The 11,558-nt window shown below is 44.1% G+C and carries 15 protein-coding genes; 8 read left to right on the forward strand and 7 right to left on the reverse strand.

Annotated elements, in window-relative coordinates; translation table 11 throughout:
- From PX481_RS13850 to queC, 5 genes are all read left to right on the forward strand, one after another.
- A partial coding sequence (locus PX481_RS13850) for a 7-carboxy-7-deazaguanine synthase QueE (RefSeq protein WP_288094774.1) occupies positions 1-587 on the forward strand: 587 nt, incomplete at its 5' end.
- A 177-nt stretch (positions 588-764) separates the two neighbouring features.
- The gene (locus tag PX481_RS13855; protein WP_288024902.1) at positions 765-920 is read left to right on the forward strand and encodes a hypothetical protein; all 156 of its coding nucleotides are present in this window, start codon (positions 765-767) and stop codon (positions 918-920) included.
- 24 nt (positions 921-944) lie between these two features.
- A complete protein-coding gene (locus PX481_RS13860) occupies positions 945-1,262 on the forward strand; it encodes a hypothetical protein (RefSeq protein ID WP_002799114.1) in 318 nt (105 codons plus the stop codon).
- Positions 1,259-1,621: a hypothetical protein gene (locus PX481_RS13865; RefSeq protein WP_002756992.1), complete on the forward strand. Its 363-nt coding sequence runs from the start codon at positions 1,259-1,261 to the stop codon at positions 1,619-1,621. The genes PX481_RS13860 and PX481_RS13865 overlap by 4 nt, the downstream gene beginning before the upstream one ends.
- Positions 1,621-2,313 (forward strand): 7-cyano-7-deazaguanine synthase QueC, encoded by a 693-nt coding sequence (queC, locus tag PX481_RS13870; RefSeq protein ID WP_002756991.1) that lies wholly within the window; start codon positions 1,621-1,623, stop codon positions 2,311-2,313. The genes PX481_RS13865 and queC overlap by 1 nt, the downstream gene beginning before the upstream one ends.
- A gap of 26 nt (positions 2,314-2,339) precedes the next feature.
- Here the strand turns inward: queC and PX481_RS13875 are convergent, their stop codons facing one another.
- Positions 2,340-2,912 carry a manganese efflux pump MntP gene (locus PX481_RS13875; protein WP_002756990.1) on the reverse strand — a complete coding sequence of 191 codons (573 nt, stop codon included), beginning with the start codon at positions 2,910-2,912 and terminating at the stop codon, positions 2,340-2,342.
- A 308-nt stretch (positions 2,913-3,220) separates the two neighbouring features.
- Complete coding sequence (locus PX481_RS13880; protein ID WP_002756989.1) at positions 3,221-3,391, reverse strand: hypothetical protein; 171 nt, start codon at positions 3,389-3,391, stop codon at positions 3,221-3,223.
- A 206-nt stretch (positions 3,392-3,597) separates the two neighbouring features.
- Here PX481_RS13880 and PX481_RS13885 point away from each other — a divergent pair, with 206 nt between their 5' ends.
- On the forward strand, positions 3,598-4,551 hold the full coding sequence (locus PX481_RS13885) for a branched-chain amino acid ABC transporter permease (protein WP_002756988.1): 954 nt from the start codon (positions 3,598-3,600) through the stop codon (positions 4,549-4,551).
- 91 nt (positions 4,552-4,642) lie between these two features.
- Entirely contained in the window at positions 4,643-5,554 is a 912-nt protein-coding gene (locus PX481_RS13890; RefSeq protein ID WP_002756987.1) for a hypothetical protein, read from the forward strand.
- A 577-nt stretch (positions 5,555-6,131) separates the two neighbouring features.
- Here PX481_RS13890 and PX481_RS13895 read toward each other — a convergent pair.
- The 5 genes from PX481_RS13895 to PX481_RS13915 form a co-directional block, all read right to left on the reverse strand.
- Positions 6,132-6,800 (reverse strand): PEP-CTERM sorting domain-containing protein, encoded by a 669-nt coding sequence (locus tag PX481_RS13895; protein WP_502846641.1) that lies wholly within the window; start codon positions 6,798-6,800, stop codon positions 6,132-6,134.
- A 296-nt stretch (positions 6,801-7,096) separates the two neighbouring features.
- A complete protein-coding gene (locus tag PX481_RS13900; protein WP_002756985.1) occupies positions 7,097-7,324 on the reverse strand; it encodes a hypothetical protein in 228 nt (75 codons plus the stop codon).
- A gap of 22 nt (positions 7,325-7,346) precedes the next feature.
- A complete protein-coding gene (locus PX481_RS13905) occupies positions 7,347-7,607 on the reverse strand; it encodes a DUF4926 domain-containing protein (protein ID WP_002756984.1) in 261 nt (86 codons plus the stop codon).
- 6 nt (positions 7,608-7,613) lie between these two features.
- Positions 7,614-7,943, reverse strand: a complete 330-nt coding sequence (locus tag PX481_RS13910; RefSeq protein ID WP_002756983.1) for a DUF6883 domain-containing protein — start codon at positions 7,941-7,943, stop codon at positions 7,614-7,616.
- Positions 7,944-7,972: 29 nt separating this feature from the next.
- On the reverse strand, positions 7,973-8,257 hold the full coding sequence (locus PX481_RS13915; protein WP_002756982.1) for a helix-turn-helix domain-containing protein: 285 nt from the start codon (positions 8,255-8,257) through the stop codon (positions 7,973-7,975).
- Positions 8,258-8,891: 634 nt separating this feature from the next.
- Here PX481_RS13915 and PX481_RS13920 point away from each other — a divergent pair.
- Positions 8,892-11,279 carry an ATP-dependent Clp protease ATP-binding subunit gene (locus PX481_RS13920; protein WP_288094777.1) on the forward strand — a complete coding sequence of 796 codons (2,388 nt, stop codon included), beginning with the start codon at positions 8,892-8,894 and terminating at the stop codon, positions 11,277-11,279.
- Positions 11,280-11,558: the final 279 nt, after the last annotated feature.

Here is an 11,558-nt window from a genome sequence, read left to right on the forward strand (position 1 = left end):
ATCCTGTTGTCGAAACTTTCCATTCTGTCCAGGGCGAAGGCTTTTGGACGGGAAGCAATGCTTTTTTCCTCCGTTTGGGAGGTTGCGATGTCTATTGTCCCTGGTGCGACCAAAAAGAGTCTTGGAATGCCCACCGTTATCCCCAACAATCGGTGCGGGAATTGGTTGAGATGGCAAAAGGGGCTAACCCCGCTATGGTGGTGATTACCGGGGGTGAACCTTTGATGCACAATCTTGATCCTTTGACCAAGGAATTAAAAAATCAGGGTTTACGGGTACATTTAGAAACTTCTGGCGCTCATCCTTTTACTGGGGTTTTCGATTGGGTGACTTTTTCTCCTAAAACTTATAAAATGCCCGATCCTAGTATTTATGCACGGGTAAATGAGTTAAAAATTGTCGTGGCTCATCCAGAGGATTTAGACTGGGCATCTATGCAGGAAAGTAAGTTATCGGAAGGGGTGATTAAATATCTACAACCCGAATGGAATACAGTGGAAAGCAAAGAGTTAGTCTTTAATTATGTTCTTCGGCATCCCCAATGGCGTCTCAGTCTCCAAACCCATAAGTTTTTAGGAGTCCGCTAGTCAGTTATCAGTTATCAGTTATCAGTTATCAGTTATCAGTTATCAGGAGTCAGGAGTCAGTTATCAGGAGTCAGGAGTCAGGAGTCAGGAGTCAGGAGTCAGGAGTCAGGAGTCAGGAGTCAGGAGTCAGTTATCAGGAGTCAGTTATCAGGAGTCAGTTATCAGGAGTCAGTCTCGATGAAAAAATTTTCACCCCCAGAGATGAAAGAGGTTTCCTTCCCTACACCCCACACCCCACACCCCACACCCTACACCCTACACCCTACACCCTCTTTCAAGTCAGGAGATTACTTTTTATTTATTCTCCCCACTCCCCATCTCCCCAATCCCTAATTTACTAACAAGAGGTTAAATACTATGTCTAACAACAATTCTGAACGAGTAGTGCGTCGTGGTCGAGTTTTTCCAGAGATGCAATCTACCGAGGAAGAAAAGGCCAAACATCGCGCCCGACAATTAGAATTTTATCATCGTTGTTGGCCGATTTTTCAGAGTTTACAGCCCCGGTTAATGAAACATTATTATGGTTGGTACATTGCGATCGAACCCGATAGCGGCGATTATTTTATCGATCCCGATCAAGAAGTGGCCAGTAAAAAAGCAAGGGCAAAATATCCCGACAAAATTCATCATATCTTTGGCATTAATGAAACTGGAGTTAGTGGCAGAATATGATTGAAGGGAGATTTGGAACCAAAGGACAAATTTATTTTGATATCGATTTAGTTGGCGATGATGGATTGATTCTCCCCACAGAAGTCATGCTGGATACGGGTTTTACCGAGTTTTTAGCCATAAATAGTCAAGATGCTGACAGTCTTGATTGGCGTTTTTTGCGACAAAATAAATTGATAACCGCTCAAGGAGAAGCATTTTTTGATATATATTTAGGCAGAGTAAGAATTGATGGTCAGGAATACGAAATTCCCGTTTTTGCAGGGGAGGCAATTCAGGAGATTTTGTTAGGTTCGCGGTGGCTAAAACAATTTATCTTAGTAGCTAATTATCAACAAACACAGGTGACATTAGGATAATGACAAAAAAGGCGATCATTTTACTTTCCGGGGGATTAGATTCAGCGACAACAGCAGCGATCGCTCTAGCTGCTGGTTATCAATTAATTGCCCTTTCCTTTCGTTATGGACAAAGACACGAACGTGAATTAGCAGCGGCGAAAAAAATTGCTAATTTCCTCGAAATTAAAGAACATCATCTGATCGAAGTCAATCTATCTTTGTGGGGAGGTTCCGCTTTAACCGATCAATCTATTGCTATTCCCCAAGAGGGAATTAACCCAGATATTATCCCGATTACCTATGTGCCGGGGAGAAATACAGTTTTTATTTCGATCGCTCTTTCTTTAGCGGAAGCAAGGGAAGCGGAGGCGATATATTTAGGAATTAATGCGGTGGATTATTCTGGTTATCCCGATTGTCGTCCCGAGTATTTAGAGGCCTTTCAAACTTTAGCTAATTTATCATCGAAAGCGGGTTTAGAAGGGAAAGCACCCCAATTAATTGCCCCTTTGGTGATGGATAGTAAGGTAGATATCGTCCGTCGTGCTGTTAGTTTGGGGGTTCCCATTGCTGATACTTGGTCTTGTTATCAAGGAGAAGTTGAACCCTGCGGTTTATGCGATTCCTGTCGCATCAGAGATCAGGCTTTAATTGAGGCTGGTTATCCCGAATTAGCCACTCCCCTGTTGAAAAACAGCCGGGGAAAATAGGGAGGATAGTGAAAAATGGAGATAATCTAGGCGATTAAATGTTCAATGAGGATTTTACTGCCGATTAATATTAAAACTAAACCGCCGAGAATTTCCACCTTTTGACTAAATAAATTACCGAATTTATGCCCGATAAAAACAGCTATAAAACATAAAGCAAAGGTAATAGAACCGATGACAGTGCAAGCTAAAAGTAAGGGAGTTTTAATCATCGATAGACCCAAACCAACTACTAAAGCATCGATGCTAGTAGCGATCGCTAATCCGATTAAAGTATAGGAATCTAGAGGATTAAATTTTTTTTCCTCGTCATCATTTTGAACAGCTTCGTAGATCATTTTACTGCCGATCGCCCCTAAAATAATAAAAGCGATCCAGTGGTCAAAAGAAGCAAGAAAATCGCGACAAGTTAGACCAATACCCCAACCGATAATCGGCATAATCGCTTGAAATCCGCCAAAAAACAAAGCAATTTTCAAAGCCTTATTAACATGAATATGACGAATCATCAGGCCACTGGTCAGAGAAACGGCCACGGCATCGGCGGCTAATCCCACAGCAATAAAGGAAGTGGTTAAAAGTTCGAGTGAAGTAAACATCTATAGTTGTTTATCCTTTAATTTCCCCTTATCTTAACTAATTTTTACCCAGAGAACTTTCATATTTCTCTCATGATCCTCTCATTTATCTATCATTTCTCTAACCTAAGTAGGTAGGCGTTAAAAGTTGTCAGATGCCCCCCTTATCAAGGGGGGATTAAAGGGGGGACTAAGGGGGGATCGGCACCCCCCTTATCAAGGGGGGCAGGGGGGATCGAACCTAAAATCCATTTTTAATTTAATTATAACCAGCTACTTAATTAGTGAGAGGATCGAATTGAAAACGTTTAAAACCACATTACTGGTTTCTAACCGATCGCCTGCACCTGATGGATCGCTTCTGGGGTAAAACCGATAATATCCTCAGCTTCTAGGACTTTTTCAGCCGCTACTGCGATTTTATGTGGAAATTCAGCCGTAGGAGTCCGAGTAACCAATCCTGCTGTTTCATAAATTCCCCCGAATTTTTTCCAGGACAAAGTTGAGGAAGATACCTTTTCCCATCATCGATCATCCCGTCTGCTTTTAAGGTGGCGAACGCTACCATATAGGAAAAGTGTCACATAAAAAATTATGATAATTTCGAGAATTACCAGAGAATCAGAGGGGAGAAAACGGTGATAAAATTAGCTAATTGACTCCAGTAACTTAAGCCCCCAATACCCAATAACCGCTCACTGAAAATATGGCTGATTTTTTTAACACCTATGGTTTTTTAATTGTTTCAATGATATTTGGGTCTATCTTAGGCATTTCAGTTTATCTGCCCTTAATGGCTGGTCAATTATCCTTAGCAACCCCCGGTTTTTACGCTTTAGGCGGTTATGTGTCCGCCATTCTTTCCACGAAAGTTTTTACTAATACCGGCAGCAATTATCCCCTTAATTTGGTCTTTTTAGAAATGTTAATTGCTGGCATTATTTCAGGAATATTAGCCATAGTTTTAGGTATTCCTGTTCTCCGTTTGCGAGGGATTTATTTAGCCATTGCCACGATCGCCTGGGTAGAAATTTTGAGAATTATTGCCCTTAATCTCGAGATAACTGGCGGTGCGGTCGGTATTTTCGCCATTCCCCAACCCTTCACTACTCAATTAGCCTACCTTTGGCTGGCCTTGCCCCTCTTATTCCTAACTATGCTGTTTCTCTATCGGTTAGAAAACATCAAAATTGGTCGGGCATTTAATGCCATTCGTGCCGATGAATTGGCAGCTGCGTCCATGGGAATTAATCCCACCTATCACAAGGTTTTATCCTTCACTTTCGGGGCAGTTTTAGCGGCAGTTGTGGGAGCGGTAAGCGCCCATTTTCTCAATACTTGGAATTCCCGTCAGGGAACTTTTGATGCCAGTATTATTTTCCTGGCTTTCGTTTTAATTGGTGGTTCAAGAACTTTTGTCGGGCCGGTGGTGGGAGGCATTGTTTTAACTGCTTTGCCCGAAGTTTTACGCGCCCTCGGTGGCGTGAATGGTTTACCAATTTGGTTAGGGAATTTCTTGCGCGATGGTCGTTTGATTATTTTTGGAATTTTAATCGTTTTGGGAACGATTTTTTATCCCCAAGGCTTAATTACACCTGAATTAATCAAAAAACTAATTCCTTTTAAAAGACGTTCCTCTCTTAGTCAATTTGATTCCTAGTCATGGATCAATGTTGTCGCTTGGATTCCTTTTTAATTAATGATATAATAGGATAGTTTATCCCCTTTTATATTCTCAGTCATCTCCGAGAATGACCCGCCAAATTCACGACCAATTTGCCAAGGAATATTTAGAGGAACTGTTAGCGCCTCTAGGAACCATAAAAAAGAGTAAGAAAGTGAAAAGTGAGGTTCAAGAAATAGATGTCTGGTTTGAACCGGCCAGTTCACCATCAAGGACCGAACTCCCTTTAGGTTTACTCGGAAAAATGGCGGCGACTTCCTGTTTGTTTGAACCTTTCCGTAACCCGCCCTCAGAAATAGAGATTCGCAGTTGTATATCAAAGTTATATACTGTTCATAATGACCTGTTAAGAAAGGCGAAACGGGCAAACAAAACTCTGACGGTCGCAGAATTGCCAGTTTTATGGATTCTCACCCCCACCTTTTCAGCTAGAATGATTCAAGGATTCAGGGCTGACAGCGATGAGAGGAATTGGTTAAAAGGGGTTTACTTTTTAGCTGACTTCCTCAAAGTGGCAATCGTTGCCATCCACCAGTTACCAGTGAGTGAAGACACTTTATGGTTGAGGGTTTTAGGAAAAGGAGAAACACAAAAAAGAGCCGTAGAAGAGTTAGTTCAATTGCCAGAAGATAACTCTTTTAAAGAAAATTTGTTAGAAATTCTAGCCAACTGGCGTAAGAATTTGGAATTGAGAGATAATTTAAGTAGCGAGGAACAGGAGGACATCATGAACCTATCACCAGCCTATCTAAAACAGCGAGAAGATTGGAAAATAGAAGGAAAACAGGAAGGCACTTTAGAGGGACAACTCTCGCTGATAGCTAGTCTTCTGGAAGGGCGGTTTGGAACCCTAGATTCGGAATTGTCTGGTCTAGTTGCACAGATTGCCCAACTTCCCATCTCAGAACGCACCGGGTTACTTCTTTCTTTAGTGAATTTATCCCGCTCTGAACTGTTAGAAAGATTGAGAAAAGATTAAAGTTTTAGTCCGCTCAAGCCATGAATTTTCATGCCAAAATCCTGATGGTAGTTTGTCTGCTGAGTTACTGTCATGGTCAAATCTAGCATTCCCTCAGACGCTCTAGCCCTGGGTTGGATTGAGCTATCATTATTGAGCAGGTATTACCAATCGGCTCAAAAGGCGAAACCCAACCAAGATTGTGAAAATATTCCTGGAAGTTGTTGGGTTTCCTTGCGTCAACCCAACCTACGAGTTTTACTAATTACAGTGATCAGATTTTAGTTTTCAGGTAATTGATTACTGTTTACTGTTCACAGCAAAAAACTCCCCATCTCCCCACTCCTGTCTCCTAACCCACCCTGCTGATACGGATATCCCCCTTCTGGCTAATGTAAAGATAAGGCCGTAGGTTGGGTTGAGCTATTATTATTGAGCAGGTATTACCAATCGGCTCAAAAGGCGAAACCCAACCAAGATTGTGAAAATATTCCGGGAAGTTGTTGGGTTTCCTTGCGTCAACCTAACCTACGAGTTTTACTCTAAACTTGGTCTGACTGAATAAAGGGGTGGCAATGGTCGTATTTTTAGAAGCAATTTAGCCAACTTTTGTGGTTTCTTTTCCGGTGGATTTAGAGGACTTCAGTTTACGCTTGAGGGTTGAGGCTGCGCCTAGAGTACCGAGGGCGATCAGTCCGAAGGTAGAGGAAGATTCAGGTATCGTCGTGACTGTCGTGTCAACTGTAACTCTCTCAATAACAAAACCATTTTGACCTGGGTTTTGACTATGAACAAAAGATAAAGAAGTGAAGGGTGAGGCACTTGTTACAGTCAAGATACCTTTGCCATTGTCCACTCCAGTTACTTGAGTGATTGTACTCCCATCAAACACAGTGTTCTGTAGGTTTACATAGCTTAATGCAGGCAAACCAGAGGAGATACTAAAGCTACCAATTGTCTCAACAGGAAGAGGACCATTTCCACTAAGAGCATCAAATTGAAATTCTGCTAAAGTAACTGACTGAGAAAATGTTAGCGTATAAACGCCTGATGCCGTTTGTGACTGGGAAATCCAAAGGCCTGCAAATTCACCAGAAGGTATGCTTGAAAGCACTCCTCCAGACGATGCTGATGCTGAGAGTGTAAATCCTGGCTGTAACCAGGAGAATGATCCGTTCCCTAGAGTGGTATCGTTAAATGAAATTAAAGCTGCTTGTACAGGTTTAGAAGCTAAGGCACCAGAAACTACCGTAAGACCTAAGCTCAATATCAATGCTCGATTAAGTCTGTTCATTTTTACCTTTATCCTTTAAGGAGTTTGCTGCTTGCGTAGGTCGGGTTAAGCAATAGTCTTACCCAACCCTAAAATAGTATTAAAAGCAACGATACACACTCCCCCCCCCATAACAGTATCCTACGCTACATTTTACTAAATCTTTAGATTTTGCTCCCTGGCAGCGATTCACCTGGGACAATAGGGACATCCCCTCCTTCCGTCAGGAAACGCCTCCTCAACGCTCAGATGAGTTTGGAGTTACAGCACAACCCGAATAACGACCAATATCAACTGACGGGACTCAAATGCCCCAATTCGACGCTCACCGCATCAAAGCGATTGTCCCCAGGGCGATAGGAGAGAATTTCCAAGCCAATCGGCTCGCCACTGGTGGAATCCTTAATTAAAATCACCCCATCCCCCAGTTCAGTACAAATCTGCTCCTTTCTGGGGGATTGCCAGAAGACAGTGAGTAATTCCGTTTCCGGTTCATAGAAAACTTTTACTTGAGCCATAGCGTTTTCCGTTAAGCAGAATTCACGCCACCTCCAGTTCATAATGCAAGACCAGAAGCTCATCGCCTGGCAGAATAGCCACCGCATATTCCCGCCCCTGACTGTCAGAAAATTCCACTAAATATTGATAGCGCGAACCTTTTTCATACACCTCAACCACTGTTCCCACCTGTCCGCTTGGCAAGCTGGGGACAGCCTCATAATCTGGCTCAACTAAAGTCAATCGCTCCCGAGGGACGGAGTTGAGGATGGCAACCGTATCTAAAAGTTTGATGTCTTTCATGGTACTTCACTTGATAAAGGCAGAAATTAGACGAGGGTTGGGATTAATTAAGCTGATTTCCCAGATAGTTCGCAGTTGTGTTCCTTCCCGTTTTGGTATCGTCCAATCCACTTTAAACTGCTGGCCGAATTCCGTGACCGCTTGTTGCACAACTTCCCCCTCCAGGGCAGCCTGTGAGATGAGCGATCGCAAAACCTCAGCGTTCTCGGCAGTTATTCCCAGACGAGAGCGAAAGACTCTGGCTTTATTTTTTCCTCTGGAATGTTCTGGATTTAAGCAATAGCCAATCAGTTTTTCCATCGAGATTTCTGCCAGTTCCCCGTTGGGTAATTTCATCTGCGGCACTCCGAACTTTCTGACTTCCCTCAGAGCAACTCGATTCGCAATTGGCGGCCCACCACAGAAGCCGCCCGTTGGATAGTATCGAGAGAAACGCCCGTCTTTTCCGGGTCGAGGAGGCGGTCAAGTTGCGCTCGACTGGTCTGCATCCGCGCCGCCATCTCCGTTTTGGTCAGAGAGAGCCGTTTCATCTCCTCAGCCAACTGCCGCGCCAGTAACCGTTTGAGTGCCACCGCACTACAGTCCTCCTCAAGACCTTCTTCTTTGAGAAAATCATCGAAATCGGAGCCAGTATGGCGGTTAGCGGTCATATTTTTCCTGTTCCTTCTTGCGCTAGTAGGGGCGAACGGCCGTTCGCCCCTACTAGATTTCCCGTTTTGGGGTTTTTGGGACTTCGCCGATGTTGCCGTGCGGCAGAATCATCTCCCCTCGGCTGATGTAAAAGATGACCCGCGTGATGCGTCTGCCCGTAGGGGCAATTCATGAATTGCCCCTACTCCGCACCTCCCATAAGTCTTGATAACCGGAAAGTGAACGGCACAGGGGCAGCCGATGGGAAAGCTAAACTCTACGTCCTTGATATCGCTGCCAATAATCCGGCAATCTTCACGGCTGAGAGTTTTCCACCAATCTTTGACTGGCTCCGACCCACCTTCGGCTCGAAAAAACTTGGCTGGCAGCCTTTTCAATCCTTACCTTCTCAGTTATCGTACCTTATATGGTACATCAATAATTATCATTTTTGCATTAGTTTTGTAGAGCGACAGTTGCACAGGGGGTCAAGTTATAACTCCCAGTAGCCTTAATTTTTGTTAAGGATTTTAAGCATCGCCCAAGCTCACCACTGACTAACCCACCCTACTGATACGGATATCACCCTTCCGGCTAATGTAAAGAAAACGTTACAGTAACAGGTAAAGCCCAGTAGCCAGGAAGCCGTCGATCATGTTTGAATACTTTAACCAGAAAGCTATCAAAGCGGTGATGTTCGCCCAAGAAGAAGCCCGTCGTACCGGTCACAGTGTCGTGGGTACGGAGCATTTGCTCTTAGGATTGATAGGAGAAGCCACCGCCACCGCAGCCTTAATTCTCAAGGATTTAAAAGTTACCCTGCACGAAAGTCGCCGCCTGATTGAAGGAATGACCGGCCGCGGCACCGGTTACAGTCCCGTTAATATCCCTTTTACCCCGAAAGCGAAAAAGATGTTCGAGCAAGCATTTCAGGAAGCTCGACAATTAGGGGAACAGGCGATCGCACCTGAACATCTATTACTCGCTATCACCAGCGATCCCGAATCCCTAGCCGCTAAAATTTTAATTATGCAGGGTGTTGATTTGATCAAACTTCGCGGCCTTTTAATTAAAAATGCCGGGGAAAAAGTCGCTAGTGGTCGCTTCACGGCAAAGAGTGACTATGAAGACCAGAAAAATGCTCCCCAAGGCGGGATTTTAGCCCAATATAGTCGCAATTTAAGCCAAGAGGTCAAAAATGGCAAAATTGACCCTGTAATCGGTAGAGAGCCAGAAATCGAGCGAGTTGTCCAAATTTTAGGCCGTCGTACCAAAAGTAACCCGATTTTACTCGGTGCGCCGGGGGTGGGCAAAACAGCGATCGCTGAAGGGTTAGCACAACGCATCCATAGTGGCGATATTCCCGAACTTTTGCAGGATAAACAGGTAATTGCCCTCGATATGGGGTCTTTACTGGCGGGAACCCGTTTTCGCGGCGATTTTGAGGAACGTTTAAAGGGTATCGTGGAGGAAGTTCGCAAATCGGGCAGTATTATCCTGTTTATTGATGAAATTCACACTCTTGTGGGTGCTGGTAGCATGGGAGGAGCTATGGATGCTTCTAACTTGCTTAAACCTGCTTTAGCTCGCGGGGAGTTACAGTGTTTAGGGGCAACAACTCTCGATGAGTATAAACGGCATATTGAGCGAGATGCGGCTCTAGAAAGACGTTTTCAGCCAGTTATGGTGGGAGAACCAACTAAAGAGCAGGCGATCGAGATTTTACGGGGTTTAAAAGCCACCTACGAGGATTTCCATCAGGTAAAATACGATCAAAAAGCGATCGAAGCTGCCGTTAATCTATCCTCTCGCTATATCAATGATCGCTTTTTACCGGACAAAGCGATCGATCTTCTCGATGAAGCGGGATCCCGCACCCATCTACGCTATTCCCTGCAAAGTACAAGTCCTGCGGAGGTTAGGGAAGAATCACCCCTAATCAACCCCGAATCTTTAATTCCGGTGGTGGATGCGGAGGAAATCGCCCAAATTGTCGCCGCTTGGACAGGTATTCCCGTTACCCAATTAACTGAAACTGAGTCAGAATCGCTCTTAAATCTGGAATGTCAACTGCACGAGCGGATTATTGGCCAACAGGAGGCAGTGAATGCCGTTTCTCGTGCTATTCGTCGAGCGCGAGTAAATTTAAAGAATCCTAATCGTCCGATTGCCTCGTTTATTTTTGCCGGTCCCACGGGAGTCGGTAAAACTGAATTAACGAAAGCCTTAGCTAAGTTGCTCTTTGGCTCGGAATCCAGTATGATTCGCCTAGATATGTCGGAATTTATGGAATCCCACACGGTTTCTAAGTTAATTGGTGCGCCTCCCGGATACATCGGTTACAATGAAGGCGGTCAGTTAACGGAAGCAGTGCGTCGTCAACCCTATAAAGTAGTTTTGTTTGACGAAATCGAGAAAGCACATCCCGATGTTTTTAATCTTCTCCTGCAACTGTTAGAAGATGGTCATTTGACCGATTCCCAAGGTCGTCGGGTGGACTTTAAGAATACCCTAATTATCATGACCTCGAATATTGGCTCAAAAGTCATCGAAAAAGGCGGTAATAGCTTAGGATTCGAGATGGCTGACGATTTTGCTCAATCGCGTTACCAACAGATTTCTAATCGGGTGACAGAGGAGTTAAAACAATATTTCCGTCCCGAATTTCTCAACCGTCTCGATGAAATCATTGTTTTCCGACAGTTAACTCGCGAAGAAGTTACCCAGATTGCCGATATTCTTATCGCAGATCTAGCCAAACAATTGACAGAAAAAGGCATTTCTGTGCAAGTTACCGCCGCTTTTAAGGATTTGGTCATCAATGAGGGTTATGATCCTAGCTACGGTGCGCGGCCTTTACGTCGTGCTTTAACTCGACGCTTAGAGGATAGTTTAGCCGAGGCGATGTTATCGGGAAAAGTCAATTCTGGAGACCATGCGCTATTAGATGTAACTGCTGAAACCGTGGTGACAGTCTCTAGTCATCAGCGCTCTGAGCAAAGCGATATTCTCTCGCAATTACAGTTACAACCAGTGGGTTAATCCGCTCAAAAATTGCTTTTTTTCGGGGTTGAACATTTTTCAACCCCGATTTTTATCATCTAGGAAAAATAACTTCTAGGGGAGCGGGAATCATCTCGCTACGAAAGTCAAGAATCTGAACTAGGATTAAATAGGGTCTGCTGAAAAAGTTTTTCCTAGAAGCAGGGTGTAGGGTGTAGGGTGTGGGGTGTGGGGTTTTACCGATTTTGAGGGGGTCAATTACCTAATTTTCAGGGAAAAAGTAGCTGAATTTCCCCCTGATCACTCCCATATCTGGTA

Source organism: Microcystis sp. M53603_WE2, from assembly GCF_030065435.1.

Coding starts and splice junctions, on each gene's coding strand:
- PX481_RS13855 (WP_288024902.1), top strand. CDS start 765: ATGAAAAAATTTTCACCCCCAGAGATGAAAGAGGTTTCCTTCCCTACA.
- PX481_RS13860 (WP_002799114.1), top strand. CDS start 945: ATGTCTAACAACAATTCTGAACGAGTAGTGCGTCGTGGTCGAGTTTTT.
- PX481_RS13865 (WP_002756992.1), top strand. CDS start 1,259: ATGATTGAAGGGAGATTTGGAACCAAAGGACAAATTTATTTTGATATC.
- queC (WP_002756991.1), top strand. CDS start 1,621: ATGACAAAAAAGGCGATCATTTTACTTTCCGGGGGATTAGATTCAGCG.
- PX481_RS13875 (WP_002756990.1), bottom strand. CDS start 2,912: ATGTTTACTTCACTCGAACTTTTAACCACTTCCTTTATTGCTGTGGGA.
- PX481_RS13885 (WP_002756988.1), top strand. CDS start 3,598: ATGGCTGATTTTTTTAACACCTATGGTTTTTTAATTGTTTCAATGATA.
- PX481_RS13890 (WP_002756987.1), top strand. CDS start 4,643: ATGACCCGCCAAATTCACGACCAATTTGCCAAGGAATATTTAGAGGAA.
- PX481_RS13900 (WP_002756985.1), bottom strand. CDS start 7,324: ATGGCTCAAGTAAAAGTTTTCTATGAACCGGAAACGGAATTACTCACT.
- PX481_RS13905 (WP_002756984.1), bottom strand. CDS start 7,607: ATGAAAGACATCAAACTTTTAGATACGGTTGCCATCCTCAACTCCGTC.
- PX481_RS13910 (WP_002756983.1), bottom strand. CDS start 7,943: ATGAAATTACCCAACGGGGAACTGGCAGAAATCTCGATGGAAAAACTG.
- PX481_RS13915 (WP_002756982.1), bottom strand. CDS start 8,257: ATGACCGCTAACCGCCATACTGGCTCCGATTTCGATGATTTTCTCAAA.
- PX481_RS13920 (WP_288094777.1), top strand. CDS start 8,892: ATGTTTGAATACTTTAACCAGAAAGCTATCAAAGCGGTGATGTTCGCC.